This is a genomic window from uncultured Maribacter sp. (assembly GCF_947500405.1).
GTDB lineage: Bacteria > Bacteroidota > Bacteroidia > Flavobacteriales > Flavobacteriaceae > Maribacter_B.
Window position 1 is genome coordinate 166,164 of record NZ_CANMRY010000005.1, and the last position, 22,019, is coordinate 188,182.

Consider the following 22,019-nt stretch of genomic DNA (forward strand, 5'->3'; position numbering starts at 1 on the left):
GCAATCCATTCTTTAAAATTAATCATGGAGAAGCTTAAAAAACGTTGGGGTATAGATTCTAATTTTCAAATAATATTAATTTTAATTGTCTTTTCTGTAACTGGTTCTTCCTCTGTATTTTTAGCAAAACCTCTTTTAAATTCTTTAGGTCTGGTCAGAGAATCTTTTTCTGGTGAGTGGTGGGGAACAGTGATATATGTTTTACTGAGAATTTTAATTATTTTCCCAATTTACCAAGTTTTATTAGTTGCTTTTGGTTGGTTGTTTGGTCAATTTAAATTTTTCTGGAATTTTGAAAAGAAAATGTTAAGCAGATTTGGTTTAGGTTTTTTATTTAAATAAACTTCTAGGTGTTACTAATAAGACAACTTTTTTGTATTCATTTATTAGATAAGCTTTATATTTGCAAGAATTCTGATGAAAAATTATATAATCCAAATATCATCTTTCTTTTTTTTAATAGTATTACTAGCTAGTAATACTATTAATTTACACGTATATTTTCATAAACAAGAATTAAATCATTGTCAAAATGATAATGCTAGTCATAATGGTGATGAAAATGAAGAAGAAGCTCCTTGCGATATTTGTTTAGTTGCTTTTAATCTTACAAATTTAGATTATAACAATACTCCATTTTTTTTATTTAAAAAGCTTACTAAAACACAACAAATACCTGAAAATAAAATAATAGGTTATGTTGAAGTACTTCAAAAACAAAGCTATTTAAATAAAAATAGAAACAAAGCCCCTCCATACCTAGCATAGTACTTCATTTAAATTAGTAAATAAATTAGTAATCAAGATATTTCATAAAAATGAAAAATATCTATCTAATCTTATTTGTACTATTCTCAGGTTGTATTTACAGTCAAAATTGTAAAAGTATTTTTATTGGAGAAGTTCTAGACTTTCACGATAAAAAGCCTTTAATGAACGCAACTGTAAAACTTGTTGGCACAAATAAGATAACAATAGCAGACGAAAAAGGAAAATTCACATTTAAAGATTTATGTGATAAAACTTACACTATAGAAGTTTCTCATATTGGTTGTGAAACCAAAAGAATAGTACTTTTAATAAATGGTGATACCTACACTAAAATAAATCTAGAGCACCATATAGAAGAGTTAAATGAAGTAACCTTAAGCAGCGATATCTTCATTAAGAAAACCAAAACGGGTCAAGAATCTATTATAAAAACTAAAGATTTAGAGCGCTTTAGTGCAGCAAGCATAGGAGACGCATTAAAACAAGTTTCTGGAGTCTCTTCAATTAACACAGGAAACACTATTGTAAAACCCATGATAAATGGCTTGCATAGTAGTAGAATTTTAATTCTAAATAACAATGTACGTTTACAAGATCAAGAATGGGGAATAGAACATGCTCCTAATATTGATATAAATAGTGCAAATCAAATATCTGTTATAAAAGGTTCTGGTTCATTAGCTTATGGAGGTGATGCTGTAGGTGGTGTAGTTGTTATTAATCCTAATAACATTATTCTTAAAGACACACTTTATGGTAGAACTATTCTTAGCGGGCAAACTAATGGAAGAGGTTACAATATATCTTCTACACTAAACAAAAACTATAAATCTGGTTGGTTTGCTCAAATTCAGGGTTCTTATAAAAAGAATGGGGATTTTAAAGCTCCAGATTATAACCTTACAAATACAGGTTTAAACTCTGTAGGTTTAGCTACTAGGTTTGGGAAAAAGAAGTTTGAATCTGGTTTTGAGTTATATTATAGTTATTTAAATAGTGAAATTGGTATTTTAGGAGCTTCTCATATTGGCAGTGCTTTTGATCTTGAACGAGCTATAAATTTAGGCCAACCCATTTTAATTGAAGATTTTAGTTACAACATTAATGTTCCCAAACAAAATATTACGCATCATTTAGCTAAAGCAAACTATTATAAACGATTTCAAAACTTTGGAAAAATTAATTTGCAATATGATTATCAAAACAACCAACGCTTTGAATTTGATGTAAGAATTGGGGATAGAAAAAACACTCCTGCCGTTGATTTAACCCTACAAACACATACCTTATTAGCCGATGTAAATTTAGATGCAAACCTAAATCGAAAAGTTGATTTTGGGTTCATGGTAAGGTATCAGGATAATTTTGCAAATCCAGATACTGGTGTAAGACGTTTAATTCCAGATTATAATAAGTATGATTTTGGAGTATATACTACCACGGAATGGCGTATACATGATGCTATAGTTTTTGATGCTGGGTTAAGGTATGATTTTAATAGAATGGATGCTAAAAAATTCTATCGTAAGTCTAGATGGGAAGAACGAGGTTATGATGTGGATTTTCCAGATATTATTATAGAAGAAACAAATACACAATTTTTAACTAATCCTGTTTTTGACTACCATAACATCTCTGCTTCCGTTGGAATAAATTATAGATTAAATGAAAAAAATCAAATTATACTAAACTATAATTTAGCAAGTAGACCGCCTAATGCATCAGAGTTATTTAGTGATGGGTTACATCATTCCGCAGCACGATTTGAATTAGGGGATCTTAGATTTAACAAAGAAGTTTCTAATAGAGTTTCTGTTTCGCACACCTATAATAAATCAAAATTTAATCTTATAACCGAAGTATTCTATAACAGAATTAAAAATTACATATATCTAAGACCTTTAGATTTTATACTAACAACAAGAGGCCCTTTTCCTTTATGGAGCTACCAACAAACAAATGCTAGTTTATTTGGTATAGACCTTACAGCTACATACAAAATAACGAATGCTCTACAGTGGCAAAACAAAACAGCTTTTATAAAAGGATATGATGTAAATACAGATTTACCACTAATTGATATACCGTCATTTAATACCATAAATGAAATTAAATATAGCAATGAGGCATGGCATAATTTTTCTGCTAGTTTAAAATCTGATTGGGTATTAGAACAAAATGAATTTCCTGATTTTAATTTTGATGTAGAAAACGAACTTAATGGAGAAATGACAACTATAGATATTAGTTCTCCTCCACCTTCATATCATTTGCTACATTTTTATAGTGAAGCCACATTTCCTTTGCGTAAAAAAACACGTTTAAATATAGGTCTTGGGGTTAACAACCTTTTAGACACTTCTTATAGAAATTACTTAAATCGTATGCGATATTTTGCTAATGATTTAGGAAGAAACATAACATTACAAGTAAAAATAAATTATTAAATGAATACTATAAAAACAACAAACATTAATTTTTTAAATTTAAATTCTATGAAAACAAGTAAATTTTTTATTAGCGCACTTTTTTGTTTAACACTTATTACATCGTTTACATCCTGCTCAAGTGATGACAATGATCCAAAAGAAGTTATTGAAGAAGAATTAATTACAGACGTAATTTTAACCTTTACGAATACTAGTGACAATACGGACACGGTAGTTTTAGCAAGTATTGCACCAGACGGGCAAGATGGAGCATCTACCGAAACTATTACTGGAACTTTTACTGCTGGAGCAACATATTCTCTAGGTCTTGTACTAACAAATGAATCTGAAAATCCTGCAGATGATGTTTTAAATGATGATATTATTCCAGAAGCAGATGAGCACTTTTTTAAATATGCTGTAAGCGGTATAAACTTAACTATGACAAGAGATAGTGATGATACGGATGGTGCTGAAGGAAGTAAATTAGGTATTAAAACTACATGGGTAGCTGGTGCAGCTAGTTCTGGAAATGTACAAATAGCTTTAATACATGAGCCACAAACTACAGATGATAGTGATGAATGGGGAGCTTCTACAGGTGGTTCTGAAGATTTAAATATTACATTTTCAGGTGTTGAAATTGAATAGATAAATACAAGTTAAATTTTATAAAGACTGTTTAAATCTTTTAGGCAGTCTTTATTTTTTTAAATTTACGTCTACTCATTATAAATGTTGTGAAAAAATTATAATTTTTGAATTCTACTTTTGCAACAATTGCTACATATGAAGAAGAAGTAAATGACCTAGAGCCAAATCCATAAGGTATTCTTAAGAAAACAACTTAAAAAAATTGGGTCAAACCTTTAAGCATTTAAATCTAGATTATAGAGTAAAGTTTTATATTGTAATTAATCTACATCTATAATTTTATTAAATTTAGATTTTTTAAATACATAGGTATATAACCACATTATGGTAAAGGTTGGTATAACATCTAACCCAGGTATAATTTCTTCTACAAAAGAAACTACACCAGCTGCTTTTCCTATTTTACCTTTATAAAGTTTAATCATTAACCAAGCAGAAATAGGCGCCCAAATAACATCTGAGAAATCCCCAAGAAAAGGGACTGCAAAAGAGAGCATTCCTATACCATCAAACAAAAGGCTTAGAAAAAGATGTTTTATTTTTTTATTAGATTTAGTAGGCATATAAATAATTTAGTGTTTATACTTACTAAAGCAACAAAGATGCCAAATTATGACAAGTGAGAACTTATAAGTTTAAGAAACTCATTTCTTGTTTCTTGTTTTTCAAACTGTCCTCTAAATCCTGATGTAGTTGTAACAGAATTTTGTTTTTGTACACCACGCATCATCATACACATATGAGACGCCTCAATAACAACAGCTACTCCCTGTGGTTTTAACGTATTGTTTATGCACTCTAATATATCATGTGTTAGCCTTTCTTGCACTTGTAATCTTCTTGCAAAAACATCAACAATTCGTGGTATTTTACTTAATCCAACTATATGACCGTTAGGAATATAAGCTACATGCGCTTTTCCAAAAAAGGGTAGCATGTGGTGCTCACATAAAGAATATAATTCTATATCCTTAATAATAACCATATCATCATAATCTTCTTTGAACATAGCTCCCTTTAATATTTTCACAGGGTCTAAATCATACCCTTGCGTAAGAAATTGCATTGCTTTTGCAGCTCTTTCTGGAGTTTTGACTAAACCTTCTCTAGAGATATCTTCCCCTATTCCGTTTAAAATAGAAGTATATTTTTCCTGTACTTCTTTCGTAACTTCTTGATCGTATTCTTCTAAATTTTTATATGATGACATGCTTTATAATATCTTTTAATCCTAATATTATGCAAATATATGCCTATTCTATTAATTCCTAGTATTTTGATATGTGTACTGGCGTGTATTTAAAAAGACAACTCTAATGATTATCTCTATATTTTGGTATGTCCGTGCTAATGTTTACTTTCATCCTGTTAAAAAAAAATAGATGATAAAGGCTTCCAATATTCAAAAATTTTATGGAGAACTTCAGGTTTTAAAAGGAGTAGATTTACACATAAAAAAAAGTGAGGTTATATCTATTGTTGGCCAATCTGGTGCTGGAAAAACAACTCTTTTACAAATATTAGGAACATTAGATGCGCAATATAACAAACAAGATAGTAGCCTTTTAATTAATAATATAGATGTTACTAATTTAACGGATCAAGAGCTTGCAAAGTTTAGAAATGAGCATATTGGTTTTATTTTTCAATTTCACCAATTATTACCAGAATTTACGGCATTAGAAAATGTTTGTATTCCTGCATTCATAAAAAAAACAAATAAAGCCCAAGCGGAAAAAAGAGCTAAAGAATTGTTAGATTTTTTAGGATTATCTCACCGATATAATCATAAACCAAATGAATTATCTGGAGGAGAACAACAAAGAGTTGCTGTTGCCAGAGCTCTAATTAATAATCCTTCAATAATTTTTGCAGATGAACCTAGTGGTAATTTAGACTCAGAAAGTGCCGATAATTTACACAAATTGTTTTTTGAATTAAGAGAAAAATATAACCAAACGTTTGTTATTGTTACACATAATGAAGAACTGGCAAACTTAGCCGATAGAAAATTAGTTATGGTAGATGGCAACTTTACACAAAAAGAAGAATCTATAGAATGGCAAGAGTGGAATGCAGATAAATAATACATGACCAAAAAGGAACTCAAAGATTTTTTAGATGCTAAGGTTGTACAATACAACAGACCAGATTTTATAGAAAGTGACCCCATACAAATTCCGCATACCTTTTCTAAAAAAGAAGATATAGAAATTAGTGCTTTTTTAACCGCAACAATAGCTTGGGGTAACAGAAAAAGTATTATTAAAAATGCAAAACAAATGATGTCTATTATGGGAAATTCTCCTCATGATTTTGTTATGCAGCATAAAGAGGAAGATTTAGAAGCTTTTAATACTTTTGTACACCGAACTTTTAATAGTGAAGATGCAAGGTTTTTCGTAAAAAGCTTACGTAATATTTATAAAAACAAAGGAGGGTTAGAATCTGTTTTTAAAACCAACCTTTCCGAAAATTCTTTACAACCAGCTATTTCTAGTTTTAAATCTGTTTTTTTTGAAATTCCACATCCAAAAAGAACAACCAAACACGTATCTGACCCTTTAAAAGGTTCTGCTGCCAAGCGTATTAATATGTTTTTACGTTGGATGATAAGAGACGCATCTACAGGAGTAGATTTTGGTATTTGGAAAACCATACCCACCTCCTCTTTATCTTGCCCCTTAGATGTTCATTCTGGTAATGTTGCTAGAAAGTTAAAACTTTTAAACCGTAAGCAAAACGATGCTAAAGCACTTTTAGAACTAGATATTTCTTTACGAAAATTAGACCCTAAAGACCCCGTAAAATATGATTTTGCTTTATTTGGCTTAGGAGTTTTTGAAAAATTCTAATCTATAATACATCAATTAATTTTTCTGGAACTAATACTTTATCTATAACGTGTATTACTCCTCTTAAAACCTCATTATTAGATTTAGAAATTCTTGCCAACGAATCTGTTTTATCTTTAATATAGATACCATTATTATTAACCAAAAGAGTAATATTTTCCCCTTGCGCTGTATCTAGATTTTCATTATTAATTATGTTAGATGACATTAATTTTCCAGATTCTATACAATGGTATTTAAAAATATTTTTTAACATTTCTAAATCTTCAGCTGTGTTAAATTCTTCTAATGAAGTATACCCTTTTTCTTGTATAAGCTTTATAAATGCAACGTCAGAAGGTATAAAAAAAGTAAATTCTTTATCTAAAAAACCTCCAAGACTACTTTGTAATGTTTTAAATAGACTATGCGCTACGTTGCAATTATCTAAATTTTCTAAAGCAGCAGCAAATACTCTACTAGTTTCATTACTTAAATCATCTATCACAGATTGTGGTAACAAAACTCTATCTATAGTATGTATCACTCCATTTTTTGTTGGTATATCTGTTAAAATAAAATTTGCTCCTAAAGTAGTCGCATCTATTAATTCGTATCCATTACTTGTAAGTGAAATTTTTATTTTATTACCTCCAGATAGAGTTGCAATTTCCCCTTCAGTAATATCAGAAAAATTTACAACATCTTTTAACACATGATAAGATAATACATCACGCAACAAATCTATTTCAAACGTAGTGTCTATATCATCTAAAGAAGTAATTCCCGCTCCAAGAAGGGCATAAATACCTCCAAATGAGTCATTCGTAGGAGCAAAAACTGTATAAGTCCCGTCTTCATTTAAAGTATCTAACAACCCTGTAATTTCTAAAGCATCTTTTAAAAGAGAAAAATCTTCATTTTCCTGCACTAATTCTGAAATTGTTTTACTATTAGTTGCATTTGTAGTGTTTAAAAACTCTTGTACCTCTGCAGGAATTAAAATTTTATCTATGGTATGTAGTATACCGTTACTAGCTTTAGTATCTATTTCTAATAAATTAGCATTTACCTCAGATGCATCCCCAATAACAAATGTTTCTCCAGAAGCAATTATTTTAATACTATCGCCTTCTAATAGTGTTTCTAGTGTTTCTGCAGAAAGTGCATCCGAATTTAGCTGCTTTTCTACACCATGATATAATAAAATACGCTTAAGTAATTCTATTTCAATAAAATCGTTAAAATCATTAAAACTATTATAATCATCTCCTAACAATATAAACAACTCTTCTATTGCTTTATTAGTAGGAGCAAATAAAGTTAATGGCCCACCAACAGAAAAATTGCTTTCTAAACCAGCTTTTACAATTGCAGCTTTTAATAATGATAAGTCTTCTGCTTTACTAATTGATTCGATAATATTTAACGTAGCTACTTGCTCTACAAATTCTTCTTCTTCTTCCTTAATAGATTCTTCTTTTATTATTTCTTCAATTTTTTCTTCAGAAATATTTTTACTACAAGAAAATAGTATTGCAAAAATGCTCAATAATAGTAGTAGTTTTTTTAACTGTGAGGTGGTTTTCATTTTGTTGTTTTTTGGTTCTCTAAATAATTCTGGAAAATTAGTGCTTAACAAAACCAACTAGATAAACATAACCTTAATTATAAGTTATTCAAAGTTTAAATTTTAAACATTTAATACTATAAAAAACACGATTATTTTTAGAAAAAAAACGTAACTATTTAAACTACCTATCCAAATAACAAAAGTCTTTAAACGCTTACAATACTAGACGTTTAACTACTTACACTTAAAATATAACCCCTAAACTAACTTAAAGTTACAAGATTAATATAACACTTTAAATTAATGAAAATCAAATAGTTACAACCTTTATGAAATATAATTTTGAATGATTCTAATTAGTAACAATATAATAATAGTCCTAACATTAAAAACAACAAAACAAAATATTCAGTTAAACCTAGCTTAAACCATTGCTCTTAATTTTACACCAGAATTTATAACCCATAACAAACACATTAAAGAAAATGAAAAAATTTACAAGTGTATTGCTTTTAGCAGGTTTAGTTTCGGCTACTTCTTGTGACAAATTAGACGATTTTACTGGAGGTGGAAACGGAGAACCTAAAGAAGGTGTAACTTTAAAAAACCACTCTACTGTACCTGCTTTTTTTAAAGTAGCTCCAGAATTCAATGATTTAAAGATATACTCTTTATTAAGTTCTCCAGATGTACTACAAGATTCTCCAAACTTTATTTATGGATCTATGGCTGATGGTGCAGGTCTTTTAAAAGAAGCTGACGGGACTTTTACACTAATTAATAATATTGAAGCAGATTATTCTATTGCTAGAGTAACTTTTGATGAAACTTTTAAACCTGTTAAAGGAGAATATATTCTTAATGCTGAAGCTACAGCATATACTGCACAATGTTCTGGTTCTTTAATTACGCCAGAAGAACACGGTTTTGGACCCACTTATTTATCTGGTGGAGAATGGGGTGGATCTTCTAAAGCAGTTTTTGCTGTAGATCCTTACAAGAGCCCTTCTAATGCATCTGTAGCAACTACATTATCTGCTTTAGGAGAGTGGTCTACTGAAAATGCAGTGGCAATAGGAAAAGATGCTTTCCCTGGGAAAACTATAATTTTCATTGGTGATGACCATTCTGATAATGAAGTTCCTTCTGGACAATTAGGTATGTATGTTGCAGATCAAGGAGATCTTAACAATGGAAAATTATATACTTTAAAAGTTACTACTGAAGGTGTAATATATGAAATGGATATGGCTGAAGGAGAAACTTACGATGCTGAATTCATTGAAATGAATGAAAGAAATATTGATCTTTTAGATGCCGAAGCTAAAGAAAAAGGTGCTATGGGATTCTCTAGATTAGAAGATATTGACTGGAGAAGAGGTATAGCTGCTAACCAAAGAGAATTATACATTACTGTTACTGGTAGAAAAAAAGATGGTCTTGTTGGTAAAGGTTCTACTTACGGAAGAATATACAAAGTAGTTTTAGATAAAGAAGATCCTACAAAAGCAACCATTTCTTGTGTTTTAGATGGAGATAAATTAGATGGTAAAGCAAAAGCTTTCCATAGTCCTGATAACATTGTTGTTACTAAAAACTATGCATACATTCAAGAAGACCCTAATGGATATCCTGATACTGCAGATAAAGCACACTATGCACAATTATACCAATACAACTTAAATACAGGAGAATTAAAAACGGTATTAGAGTGTGATCAAGTTGCAGCTGCAGCTGCTGGTGTTGGTAACACAGAAAGAAATTGGGAAATTACAGGTATGATTGATGTTTCTGAAACTTTAGGGATGGAAGGTACATTTATCATGATTACGCAAAACCATGGTTGGGAACCTGCAGATGGTTCTGCTTTTACGGATCCTTTAGCTAACTCACAAGCAAATAGCCGTAAAGAGGGTAGCCAGTTATTTGTTCTTAAAGGTTTATCTAACTAATAATTTTTGAATGATTAAGCATTTAAAAAAACAATTAAAAAAAGGGGTTTATGTTTACATAAGCCTCTTTGCTTTATCTATTATTTCATGTAATCAGATAAAAAAAGACACTAAAGAGGTTCATCTAAACATGGGTCAAAAACTTCAAAAAAATTATACTGCAAAACTTATTACATGCCAATCGCACTTAGATAGTTTATCTAAAAGTAATTCTAAAAAAGATTTTGAAAAATATTACTTAAATGCTAGAAAAGTGTTTAAACAAGTAGAACCAATGATGGCATTTGTTGATGCAGAAAATTATAAGTTTTTAAACGCACCTAATATATTAAAAGTAGAAGAAGAAGATGCTACTAATATTAAAGTAATGTCTCCTAAAAGCTTTCAGGTATTAGAAGAATCTATTTATACAGAGGAAACTTTAGACATTAAAAAAGTACAAGAAACCGCTAAACTTATATACCATAGATTAAAACTAATTGAAAAAAACACCAAAATAGAGTATTTTAAAGAACACCATGTTCTTTGGCTGCTTAGAGATGCTATACTAAGAGTTTCGCAAACAGGAATTACAGGTTTTGATTCTCCTGTTTTAGAACAATCTTTAGCAGAAGCGCAAGAGGTATACAATACTTTAAATGACTATATACATATTTTAGAAACAGAATTTGTAAATAAAGAACTTTATAATAGTTGGGTTTCTGAAATTGAATCTACTATAAAAAATCTAGATACTAAAAACTTTAATTCATTTAATAGGTATAACTTTATTAAAAATCACACACACAAACAGTTGCGTTTATTTAATGAAACTGTTCTAGACTGGAATACTAAATTTCCATTTACTTTGGCTCTTAAAAATGATGCTCCTTCCCTATTTTCTGATAAAACATTCAACACAGAATATTATTCAGATATAAAAAACAAAGGATTCTCTAAAGAAGTTATTGCTTTAGGACGTGATTTATTCAATGACAAAAGTTTATCTATAAATAACTCTATGAGTTGTGCTACATGTCATAACAAAGAAAAAGCATTTACAGATGGTTTTAAAAAACCTAAAGGACAATTAAGAAATAGTCCAACATTAACATATGCTTCGCTTCAACAAAGCTTTTTTTATGATAATAGAGCAGGAAGTTTAGAAGGCCAAATAGTATCTGTTGTAAATAATGAAACAGAATTTCATACAAATTTAGAAACATTACAAAAAGCTGTAAATACAAGTCCTGATTATAAATCTCGTTTTGATAGTATTTATAATGGCAAAGTAACAGACTATAATATACGCAATGCTATTGCAGAGTATATTAGAACCTTAAATAAATTTAACTCTAAGTTTGATAAAAATATTAATGGTCTAGAAAATACCTTAACCAAAAAAGAAATTAATGGTTTTAATTTATTTATGGGAAAAGCTAAATGTGCAACTTGCCATTTTGCTCCTGTCTTTAATGGTACTGTACCAACATTATATAAGGATACAGAAATAGAGTTATTAGGAGTGCCTACTAAAAACGACACAATTAATGCCATAGTAGATACAGATTTAGGAAGGTATAACGTATTTAAAACTGAGGAAAGAAAACACTTTTTTAAAACTCCAACGGTTAGAAACATAGAACTTACAGCTCCTTATATGCATAATGGTGTTTACACTACACTAGAAGAAGTTGTAGATTTTTATAATCGTGGTGGCGGTGCAGGAATAGGAATAGATTTAGAATTACAAACACTACCTCCTACTCCACTAAATTTATCCGAAATAGAAAAAGAAGACCTCATTCTTTTCATGAAAAGTTTAACTGATTCTACTAAAGAAAATATTTAAATTAAGCTTTTAAATATAAAATAGCCTTGCAGAAATACATAGCTGTAAGGCTATTTTTATTTATAAGTATTTATAAACTATCTTAGAGGTTTAATTTTTTATTTTAAATAAAATATGCAACCAAAAGCCTTTTTAAAAACCTTAAATTTTCTTCATCTTTCTTTAGTATTGGGTCTAATACTTTTTACAGTAATAGCTTATATGCAAAATTCAGAAATAACGGCACAACCAGATTCTAGCAACCCATTTTTATATGCGGTACCAATTATTGCTATTATTGGTTATTTTGGCAGTCAGTTTTTATCAAAAAAAATGTTATCAAAAATTACATCCAACTTATCTTTAGAAGAAAAATTAAAAAAATATAAGTCAGCATCTCATGTAAAGTTTATGATTATTGAACTTCCTGCTATTTTTGCATTATTTGCTTTTTACACTACATCAAATGCTTTGCCTCTTGTAATTGCTGTTTCCTTAATTGCTTATTTATTCTCGCAAAAACCTTCTTTAAATAAAATAAAAACAGATTTAAACTTAAGCAAAGAGGAAATAAAAGCTTTAGAATCATGAAAAATTTCAAAATCCTTATTATAATTATGTTAGCATTCTTAGGTATAAATAAGGCAAAAGCGCAAACGGAAGACTGGGCAAATTTAAAACATTTTCAAAAAGAAAATGAAGCCATTAAAATTCCTTTAGAAAATGAAGATAGAGTAGTTTTCATGGGAAATTCTATTACTATTGGTTGGCTACACAAAAGACCAGATTTTTTTAAAGGAAAACCATATATAAATAGAGGAATTAGCGGGCAAACTACGCCACAAATGCTAATTCGCTTTAGACAAGATGTTGTAGAATTACATCCAAAAGTTGTTGTTCTATTAGCTGGTACAAATGATATTGCTGGAAACACAGGCTCATCCACTTTAAATATGATTATTAATAATATTAAAGGAATGGCCGAAATTGCAAAAGCAAATAATATTAAAGTAATCCTATCTTCTACTCTACCTGCTTATAAATACCCTTGGAGTCCAGAAATTAAACCTGCAGATAAAATTGTTGCATTAAACAAAATGATAAAAGAATATGCATTTGAAAATGACTGTATTTATTTAGATTATTTTTCTGCTATGGTTGATGATAGAAATGGTTTACCTAAAAAATATGCAAAAGATGAGGTACACCCAACAGCAGAAGGTTATGCGGTTATGGAACCTTTAGTAGAAGAAGCAATTAAAGAAGCGCTAAAAAAATAATTTGGAAAAAAATCAACAAGACTGGGACACAATTATTATTGGTTCCGGAGCAGGTGGCTTAGCAGCTGCAATATGTTTGTCTAGAGAAGGACAAAAAGTTTTAGTTCTAGAAAAGCATGATGTTCCTGGCGGTTGGTGTCATAGTTTTTATTTAAACGGTCATAGGTTTACTCCTGGAGTACATTATATTGGCTTATTAGGAGAAGGAGAATCTACAAGCGATTTATATAAAGGGTTAGGTATAGCAAATGATCTTGTTTTTTTTAGAATGAATCCTGATGCTTATGAACACTGCTGGATAGGTAATGAAAAATTTGACTACCCATCTAACCTAGAAAAGTTAAAAGAACGATTAGCAAAACGTTTCCCAAAAGAAAAGAAAAATATTGCTAAATATTTAACTTTAGTAAAAAATGTAAGTACGCAAATATATTCACTTCCATATATTAAAGGTTTTTGGCAAAAAATAACTATTCCATACCGTACTCGTCATATGGGTAAATATGGTTTATTTAGTCTTAAACGTGTAATAAACTGGCATATTAAAGATCCTTTGCTTAAAAACATACTTAACGTGCAATGTGGAGACCACGGGCTACAACCAAGTAAAGCAGCTTTTCCTTTACATTGTGCATTAATGAGTCATTATTTTAATGGTAGTTACTACCCAATGGGTGGCGGTGGTGCTTTAATAAAAGCCAAAACTAATGCTTTAAAAAAACACAATGGCAAAATTCGTACTAGTACAGGTGTTAAAAAAATTATATTAGAAGAAAACTCCAAAATTAAAAAAGCGGTAGGTGTAGAATTAGAAAATGGAGAAAAAATTTACGCCAAAAATATTATTTCTAATGCGGACCCAGGAATTACCTATTTAAAACTCATTGGGGAAGAAAATATTAGTAAAAAGCTTCAAAAAAAACTAAGTAAAACTAAATATTCCTGTACTTCTTTAATGCTCTTCTTAACGGTAAATTTGGATGTAAAAAAAGTAGGGTTAGACTCTGGTAATATTTGGCTAATGCCAGATAAAGATGCCGATGAATTTTATGATGGCTTAATGAAGGAAGATATTTTAAAGGGGGATGCCTTTGAAGGTATGTTTATAAGCTGTACAACACTTAAAGACCCATCTAGTTATAATGGAAAAGAACACTCCTTAGAAGTTATTACTTATATAAATTATGATTCTTTTAAAGAATTTGAGAATGAAAATAAACAACGCTCAAAAGCATATTTAGAGTTTAAAGAGAAATTAACCCAAAAGATGCTTAATGGTTTAGAAAAGGCCATTCCAAATATTAGAGAACATATTATACATCAAGATTTAGGCACACCCATTACAAATGAGTATTATGTAAATAGCACAAGAGGAAATGTATATGGCACAGAAAAAAGTTTAATGCATATTGGCCCATTTGCTTATAAACCAAAAAGTGAGATAGATAATTTATACTTATGTGGTGCCAGTATCTTATCACACGGTGTAGCTGGTGCAGCACATTCTGGAGTAGAAACTGCCAGTATTATTCTAAATTGTGAAGCAGATAGTTTAAGAGAACCACAACCAGATCAAGAATTAACTATTTTAGAAGCAGAAGATTCTACAAATTACCCAGATTGGTTAGTTAAAAAAATAGAACATAGAAAAACAAGAGCAAAAGCTAAATCTTTAGTAGATTAAAAAACTAAAAATAGCTAATAAGTAGAACCCAAAAGTTTCATAAACTTTTAAGTATTTTTGTACTACATAATTTACAACTTAATAGCTATATGAAAAAAATACTTTTTTCTACAATGGGCATCTTTTTTGCATGCAACACATCTCAAAAAACTGTCACAGAAGAACCTAAATCCAAAAAAGAAATAGATGTATCTACAATTGCTACTTCTATAACCGAGGATGAATTAAAAGAACATTTATACGTTTATGCTTCAGACGAATATGAAGGAAGAGAAACAGGGCAACCTGGACAAAAAAAAGCAGTAGAATACATTAAAAAAGAATATGAAAAACTTGGTATTCCTGCTGCAAAAAAAGATGGAGATTATTTTCAAAATGTTCCTTTAAAACTTAATAATGTACCATCAGGAAAAATAGTTTTTAACAATAAAGACTATAATGTAGGCGAACACGTTCTTACCTTTAATGCTGCAAATTTAAATTTTAGCTCTATAACTTATGTTGGTTTTGGTATAGAAGTAGATAATTACTCAGACTATATAGATATTGATGTAAAAGACAAAATTATTTTACTAAAATCTGGAGAGCCAATGGATGATGATAATAATTATATTATTTCTGGGTCTAAAGAAAAATCTATCTGGAGTAATGCCTCTGAAGCCATTGGTAAAAAAATAAAGATAGCTCTAGACAAAGGAGCCAAAGGAGTTCTTTATTATGATTCCTTGAGCTATAATAGATTTAAAAGCAGATTTAATTTCATGAAAGAAAACAATAGTGGCCGCATGGAAGTAATAGATAAAACTAAAAAACAATTTTCAAGTTTGTTTATTGACTCTTTTTTAGCAAAAAATATTTATCCAGAAATAGAAAGCAACAATGTCTCTAAAGTTTTGGAAAGTCCCCTATCTATACAAGTAGCTAGTACAGATGACACGTTAAATTCTGAAAATGTGGTAGCAATATTAAAAGGTTCTGAAAAGCCAGAAGAATATATTGTTATTTCTTCCCATTTAGATCATATTGGCATAACTCCAAAAGGAGAAATTAATAATGGTGCAGATGATGATGGTTCTGGTACTGTAGCACTGCTAGAAATAGCAGAAGCATTTAAAAAAGCAGAAAAGTTAGGGCAAGGTCCAAAAAGGTCTATAGTTTTCTTACATGTCACAGGAGAAGAAAAAGGGTTATTAGGCTCACAATATTATACAGACTTTGACCCTATTTTTCCTTTAGAAAATACCGTAGCCAACTTAAATGTAGACATGATTGGCAGAATAGACCCCAAAAGAGAAGGAAACAGAAATTATATTTACCTAATTGGATCAGACAAATTAAGTACCGATTTGCACAACCTCTCTGAGGAAGTGAACAAAAAGAACACTAATATAGAATTAGATTACACTTATAATGATGAAAACGACCCAAATCGTTTTTATTACCGAAGTGATCATTACAATTTTGCAAAAAATAATATTCCAATTATTTTTTACTTTAACGGCACACATGATGATTATCATAGACCAACCGATACTCCTGATAAAATTAATTATGATTTATTAGAGAATAGAACTAGATTAATTTTTTATACTGCTTGGGAAATTGCCAACAGAGAAAAACGATTAGTAGTAGATAATACAACTAAATAAACTTTAAGACTATAGTAATAAAAAAGCCTTATCAAAAAAGATAAGGCTTTTGCTTTTAGGGTGGAAGACGGGATTCGAACCCGCGACCCTCGGTACCACAAACCGATGCTCTAACCAGCTGAGCTACAACCACCATTTGTAAGCGAGTGCAAAGATAATTTTTTTTATTTAATCTATCAAAATAAACCAAATAAAAAAATGAGAAAAAGCACTAGTAATAATTACTTAATATTATTAACTTGTAAGGTATATAACTATATAATTATAGGTGAATTATATAGGGCTATTTATTGAATCATTTTTAAAATTATGCAAAATTCTAATAATGAATAACTTAAAACATATTCTTAAATTGCTCTTTAACTTAAAAATATTTTTTTGCATTTTTTTTTGTATTACTACGAATATACATTCTCAAAAAAAAAGTATAAAAAAAGATAGTTTATTACGCTTAATTAAAGAGCAAGAGAATAAAAAAAATTTTACGGTAAAGGATACTGTATATATTAATTTATTAAATAAACTAGCAATTGAATATATATATTCTACATCTGACACGCTACCTACCTTATCTAATAACATTTTAGAATATAGTAACGCTATTAATTATGATAAAGGAAAGGGATATGCATATATAGGTTTAAGCAACTATTATTTAGAAAAAGGGAAGGACTCATTAGTCTTTGAATATCTAAAAAATGCTAAAAAAATAGCTTTAAAAACTAAAGACACTACCCTTTTATTAGAAATAAGTAATCATTACGCAATTGAATATGATCATATAGGAGACAGCTCCAAAGCATTAAAAGAATATTTAAAGGGGAAAGTATTAGCCGAAAAAATTGAAAATAAACTGTATTTACTAACTATATATCAAAATATAGCTGTAACCTACAGTCATAAAAAACTATACACTAGAGCTCTTAAATATTTTAATAAAGCAAATGCTTTAGCAAGTAAAATAAATGACTCTATATCTATTGGTATAACTATGTGTAATATGACTAGAGCATATATTGGTTTAAATAACTTTGAGCAAGCCACTAAATGTATTGACAAAGGAATAAGCATTGTAAGCGAGAATGATTTATACGAATGGTTAGGTTATGCATATATGCTAAAAGGAGATATATTACTTAACGAACATAAATATAATGATGCCATTGTATGGTACAAAAAAAGTGAACCTATTCAACTTTCTACAAACTATGACATTGGTGTTATGGATTTATATAATTCTATGGCAAAATTATACATAGAAATAAATAATATTGCTTTAGGAAAAGAATTTGCTATTAAGGCTTCTAATTTAGCAGAAAAAATAAGGTACCCAATTGGTATTTCTAAATCTGCTGAAAATTTATCTTTAATTTATGAAAAATTAAATGATGATACTAATGCTTTAAAATATCATCGTCTTTTTAAAAAAATGTCCGATTCACTTTCTAAAAATGAGCAAGTAATAGGTATTGCGTTGTTAGATATTGAAAATCAACATAAACATGAACAGCAAAAATTAATTAATGAAAACAAAAGTAAAGTTAATAAGCAAAAGAATTTACTCTATTTTTCATTAATTACAATGCTTGTTTTATTTGCAATAGCGTCATTAATTATAAGGAATTTAAACACTCAAAAAAAACTAAGCGAAGCTTTAAAAGTTAAAAACGAAATACTAGCTTTTAATGAAGAAGAATTAAAAAAAATTAATACTACTAAAGATAAATTATTTTCTATTATAGGTCATGATCTCAGAGGACCTATTTTATCCTTAAAACAACTATTACAAGCCACCGAAGAAGAGTCTATAATAAAACGTTTTATCCCTATATTAAAGAATGATGTAGAGCATGTACATTTTACTTTAAATAATTTACTTACTTGGGGGCAAACACAAATGAAAGGTTTTAAAATTTTTGCAAAAAAAATAGATTTAAAAAAAATCATAAAAAACAACATTGATTTATTTGAAATTACTATTAACAAAAAGGAACTCCAAGTTTCTTTAGAAATGCCTAAAATTGTTTATGCTTTTGCAGATGAAGATCATATAGACTTAGTTTTTAGAAATATATTAAATAATGCTATTAAATTTACTGAAGTAGGTGGTTCAATTAAAATTAGCTCTATAAATACAAATAAAGAAGTTCAAGTCTATATTTCGGATACTGGTAAAGGGATTAAAAAAGAAGACATTGATAAGCTTTTTAATAAACGTAAACATTTTTCTACGTATGGCACTTCTAATGAAAAAGGGACAGGCTTAGGCTTATCCTTATGCAAAGAAATGATAGAATTAAACAATGGAGAAATCTGGGTTAAAAGCGAAGAAAATAAGGGTAGTACTTTTGCTTTTAGCATTCCTAATTTAGGAAAAGAATAAACCTATAAGAATACTACAAATCTTCAAAACATCGATAAAACACACGTTTTACAAGACAAAACACACAAAATATGGTGTTTCACAACATTTATTAGCAAACTACTGCGTATCAAGGTAATTTTATTTTCTTAATATATTAAGAAACCATGACTAAAAACTGTACTCCATTAAAGAACAGTTTTCCCCAACAAATAATCCGTAAAATTTTACTTACGGTACTACTTTTATTTATGCTAACTGGAAGCGCACAACAAACAGTTCGCGATAGTTTAGAAAAAATAATAAGAGCTACAGAATTAAAAAGTGATTTTAGTACAAAAGACACTTTATATATTTCATTACTAAATAAATTAGGAAATGAGCTACGGTATTACAATACAGATAGTTTATTGCATATATCTAAAACTGCATTAAAGTATAGTAATGAAGTAAATTATAATTCTGGCAAAATTAATTCATTAATAGCAATAGGAATTTATTACTCTGACCAAGGTTCTCATAAAAAAGGTATTGAGTATTTTAAAAAGGCTTTAAATGTTTCAAAAGAAATAGAAGATTCTAAAAAAATTATACGGTCTCAAAATAATCTTTCTGGTGAATACACATATTTAGGGGATTATGCAATGGCACTTAGTGGCTATTTAGAAGCAGAAGAATTAGCAACTACAACTGCTAACAAAAAAATGCTATCTATAATAAATGAAAATATAGCTAATCTTTATATAAGTCAAAAAGACTATACCCAAGGTTTATTTTTCTTTAAAAAAGTAAAAAAAATAAATGAAGAGTTAAAAAACCCAATTTTCTCTGCCGAAACAATGAGTAATATGGCTTCTGCCTATGCAGATATGGGAGAACTAGACTATGCCATGTTTAATATAAACCAAAGTATTGCAATTTTTGAGAATAAAAAAATAATGGATTGGCTTGCCTATGCATACGAAATAAAGGGGAAAATTTATTTAAAACAAGACAAATACAAATGGGCTCTTTATTGGTATAAACAAAGTGAAATGCTCCATAAGTCACTACAAGATGTTAGAGGCAAAATAAGTCTTCTTAATGGTATGTCTGAAGCTTACTTAGGGCAACAAAAAGATAGTATATCTCAAGTTTATGCAATAAATGCATTTAAATTATCAAAACAATTACAATTTAAGGAAGGATTACAAGAGTGTGCAAAAATATTATACAAGATAAATAAAAATAAAAAAGATTATGAGCAAGCTTTAACATATCATGAGCTTTTCCAAAAAATATCAGATACTCTATCAAGAAAGGAAAATCAGACAAGTTTAACAATGCTCAAAACAAAAGTTGAACATGAAAGACAAAAAGAAGAATTAATACTTTCTAGTGAAAAGGCCATAGCTAAACAAAAAAATTATGTGTACTATGCTTTATCTATCCTGCTTATTTTTATTATAATAACTTTTATAATAAAAAGAAATGAAAAAATACAAAAGAAATTAAATTTAGAATTAAATACAAAAAAGAAAGATTTAGAAAAAAAGGAAATTAATTTACGAGAAATAAATTCTACAAAAGACAAACTATTTTCAATAATTGGACATGATTTAAGAGGCCCTATTGGTGCTTTTCAAGGGCTATTAAAATTATTCAAAGATGGCGAAATTGGTCAAGAAGATTTTTTAGGTTTTGTACCTAAGCTAAAATCAGACATAGATCATATTTCTTTTACTTTAAACAACTTACTATCTTGGGGACAATCTCAAATGAATGGCGCAGTATTAAAACCTTCCGAAGTATGCTTAGAAAATTTAGTTTCAGAAAATATTAATTTGTTATCTGAAACAGCCCATACAAAATCTATAAACCTAATAAATCAATTACCTCCAAAAACGTATTCGTGGGCAGATAAAAATCAAATAGATATTGTAATACGAAATTTAATAAGCAATGCTCTTAAGTTTACACCAGAAAAAGGAACTATTACTATAGGTTCTATGCAAAAAAGAAACACTTGGGAAATTTTTGTAAAAGATACTGGTGTTGGTATGAGCGTTAATATGCAGGAAACAATTTTTAACAAAAATTCTAATGTTACAACTTATGGCACCAATAATGAAAAAGGTACAGGATTAGGCCTTTCCTTATGTAAAGAAATGGTAGAAAAAAATGGCGGCAAAATATGGGTAACAAGTACTTTAGGAAAAGGATCTTGTTTTTATTTTACAGTGCCAAAAACAAAAAAAGAATATAAACAAATTGCTTAAAAAATAGCATCTAAATTATCCACCCCTATTACTCTTTCTACTGTAAAACCCTCTGCATGATTAACCCCTATTAATCTTCCAAAATCTCTTGCTCTATAATCTACACTATCAAAAAAATTCTTGCTTGTTATTGGAGTCTCTGGTTCCTCACTATTTGGGTCATAAAATTGTGAAGCATAAGCTTTTATAGATTCCATTTTAGTATCTACATAACCAGTAATGTCTACAACAAAATCAGGAGTTATATTTTTCCATTGTATATAATGATATACATTTTTTGGCCTCCAAGGTTCTTGTTTTTTACTTTCTACTTTTGTTTCTATTTTTACTAAACCACTTAAAAAACAAGCATCACTTACTAATTTACTCCCTTTTCCATGATCTATATGCCTATCATCAATAGCATTACATAAAACAATTTCCGGGCTATATGTTCTAATTTGCTTTATAATTTGTAATTGGTGCTCCTTGTTATTTACAAAAAAACCATCGGCAAAGCCTAAATTAACACGAACTGCAATACCTAAAATTTCTCCTGCCTTAGCAGCTTCTTTATCTCTTATTTCAGCAGAACCTCTTGTACCCAATTCCCCTCTTGTAAGATCTACAATACCAACTTTTTTTCCACTTGCTATTGCCTTTGCTATAGTGCCTCCTGCTCCTAACTCTGCATCATCTGGGTGTGCACCAAAAACTAATATATCTAATTTCATTTTTTATATTTTAAAACTAGTCGGTAATAGCAAAAACAACTTTCAGTTCT

At 29.2% G+C, this 22,019-nt stretch carries 18 protein-coding genes and 1 tRNA gene; 14 read left to right on the forward strand and 5 right to left on the reverse strand.

The window, feature by feature from the left end:
* Window positions 1-24 precede the first annotated feature (24 nt).
* The 4 genes from Q0945_RS09035 (at window position 25) to Q0945_RS09050 (ending at window position 3,851) form a co-directional block, all read left to right on the forward strand.
* Complete coding sequence (locus Q0945_RS09035) at window positions 25-342, forward strand: DUF6787 family protein (protein ID WP_299433768.1); 318 nt, start codon at window positions 25-27, stop codon at window positions 340-342.
* A gap of 75 nt (window positions 343-417) precedes the next feature.
* A complete protein-coding gene (locus Q0945_RS09040) occupies window positions 418-768 on the forward strand; it encodes a hypothetical protein (protein WP_299433771.1) in 351 nt (116 codons plus the stop codon).
* A 50-nt stretch (window positions 769-818) separates the two neighbouring features.
* A complete protein-coding gene (locus Q0945_RS09045; protein WP_299433774.1) occupies window positions 819-3,218 on the forward strand; it encodes a TonB-dependent receptor in 2,400 nt (799 codons plus the stop codon).
* Between the two features lie 48 nt (window positions 3,219-3,266).
* Window positions 3,267-3,851, forward strand: a complete 585-nt coding sequence (locus Q0945_RS09050; protein ID WP_299433777.1) for a type 1 periplasmic binding fold superfamily protein — start codon at window positions 3,267-3,269, stop codon at window positions 3,849-3,851.
* A gap of 263 nt (window positions 3,852-4,114) precedes the next feature.
* On the opposite strand, the gene Q0945_RS09055 is transcribed toward Q0945_RS09050, so the two are convergent.
* Complete coding sequence (locus tag Q0945_RS09055) at window positions 4,115-4,417, reverse strand: hypothetical protein (RefSeq protein ID WP_299433780.1); 303 nt, start codon at window positions 4,415-4,417, stop codon at window positions 4,115-4,117.
* 47 nt (window positions 4,418-4,464) lie between these two features.
* Window positions 4,465-5,064, reverse strand: coding sequence for a GTP cyclohydrolase I FolE (folE, locus tag Q0945_RS09060; protein WP_299433783.1), 600 nt, complete (start codon window positions 5,062-5,064; stop codon window positions 4,465-4,467).
* 172 nt (window positions 5,065-5,236) lie between these two features.
* Here folE and Q0945_RS09065 point away from each other — a divergent pair, with 172 nt between their 5' ends.
* The gene (locus Q0945_RS09065) at window positions 5,237-5,941 is read left to right on the forward strand and encodes an ABC transporter ATP-binding protein (protein WP_299433786.1); all 705 of its coding nucleotides are present in this window, start codon (window positions 5,237-5,239) and stop codon (window positions 5,939-5,941) included.
* Between the two features lie 3 nt (window positions 5,942-5,944).
* Window positions 5,945-6,709 (forward strand): TIGR02757 family protein, encoded by a 765-nt coding sequence (locus Q0945_RS09070; RefSeq protein ID WP_299433789.1) that lies wholly within the window; start codon window positions 5,945-5,947, stop codon window positions 6,707-6,709.
* A 1-nt stretch (window position 6,710) separates the two neighbouring features.
* On the opposite strand, the gene Q0945_RS09075 is transcribed toward Q0945_RS09070, so the two are convergent.
* Window positions 6,711-8,279 carry a fasciclin domain-containing protein gene (locus Q0945_RS09075; protein WP_299433792.1) on the reverse strand — a complete coding sequence of 523 codons (1,569 nt, stop codon included), beginning with the start codon at window positions 8,277-8,279 and terminating at the stop codon, window positions 6,711-6,713.
* Window positions 8,280-8,746: 467 nt separating this feature from the next.
* On the opposite strand from Q0945_RS09075, the gene Q0945_RS09080 reads away from it, so the two are divergent.
* The 6 genes from Q0945_RS09080 (at window position 8,747) to Q0945_RS09105 (ending at window position 16,636) form a co-directional block, all read left to right on the forward strand.
* A complete protein-coding gene (locus Q0945_RS09080) occupies window positions 8,747-10,213 on the forward strand; it encodes an alkaline phosphatase PhoX (RefSeq protein ID WP_299433795.1) in 1,467 nt (488 codons plus the stop codon).
* Window positions 10,214-10,223: 10 nt separating this feature from the next.
* Window positions 10,224-12,044 (forward strand): cytochrome c peroxidase, encoded by a 1,821-nt coding sequence (locus Q0945_RS09085; RefSeq protein ID WP_299433798.1) that lies wholly within the window; start codon window positions 10,224-10,226, stop codon window positions 12,042-12,044.
* A gap of 114 nt (window positions 12,045-12,158) precedes the next feature.
* Window positions 12,159-12,614 (forward strand): hypothetical protein, encoded by a 456-nt coding sequence (locus Q0945_RS09090; protein ID WP_299433801.1) that lies wholly within the window; start codon window positions 12,159-12,161, stop codon window positions 12,612-12,614.
* The gene (locus Q0945_RS09095) at window positions 12,611-13,303 is read left to right on the forward strand and encodes an SGNH/GDSL hydrolase family protein (RefSeq protein WP_299433804.1); all 693 of its coding nucleotides are present in this window, start codon (window positions 12,611-12,613) and stop codon (window positions 13,301-13,303) included. The genes Q0945_RS09090 and Q0945_RS09095 overlap by 4 nt, the downstream gene beginning before the upstream one ends.
* A 1-nt stretch (window position 13,304) precedes the next feature.
* On the forward strand, window positions 13,305-14,987 hold the full coding sequence (locus Q0945_RS09100) for an NAD(P)/FAD-dependent oxidoreductase (protein ID WP_299433806.1): 1,683 nt from the start codon (window positions 13,305-13,307) through the stop codon (window positions 14,985-14,987).
* 89 nt (window positions 14,988-15,076) lie between these two features.
* Entirely contained in the window at window positions 15,077-16,636 is a 1,560-nt protein-coding gene (locus tag Q0945_RS09105) for a M28 family metallopeptidase (RefSeq protein WP_299433808.1), read from the forward strand.
* Between the two features lie 58 nt (window positions 16,637-16,694).
* Here the strand turns inward: Q0945_RS09105 and Q0945_RS09110 are convergent.
* A tRNA-His gene (locus Q0945_RS09110) sits at window positions 16,695-16,770 on the reverse strand.
* A 191-nt stretch (window positions 16,771-16,961) separates the two neighbouring features.
* Between Q0945_RS09110 and Q0945_RS09115 the strand changes: the two genes are divergently transcribed.
* Both Q0945_RS09115 and Q0945_RS09120 read left to right on the forward strand, forming a co-directional pair.
* A complete protein-coding gene (locus Q0945_RS09115) occupies window positions 16,962-19,019 on the forward strand; it encodes a tetratricopeptide repeat-containing sensor histidine kinase (RefSeq protein WP_299433810.1) in 2,058 nt (685 codons plus the stop codon).
* Window positions 19,020-19,165: 146 nt separating this feature from the next.
* Complete coding sequence (locus tag Q0945_RS09120) at window positions 19,166-21,256, forward strand: tetratricopeptide repeat-containing sensor histidine kinase (protein ID WP_299433812.1); 2,091 nt, start codon at window positions 19,166-19,168, stop codon at window positions 21,254-21,256.
* Here the strand turns inward: Q0945_RS09120 and bshB1 are convergent.
* Window positions 21,253-21,969: a bacillithiol biosynthesis deacetylase BshB1 gene (bshB1, locus tag Q0945_RS09125; protein WP_299433814.1), complete on the reverse strand. Its 717-nt coding sequence runs from the start codon at window positions 21,967-21,969 to the stop codon at window positions 21,253-21,255. The genes Q0945_RS09120 and bshB1 overlap by 4 nt on opposite strands.
* Window positions 21,970-22,019: the final 50 nt, after the last annotated feature.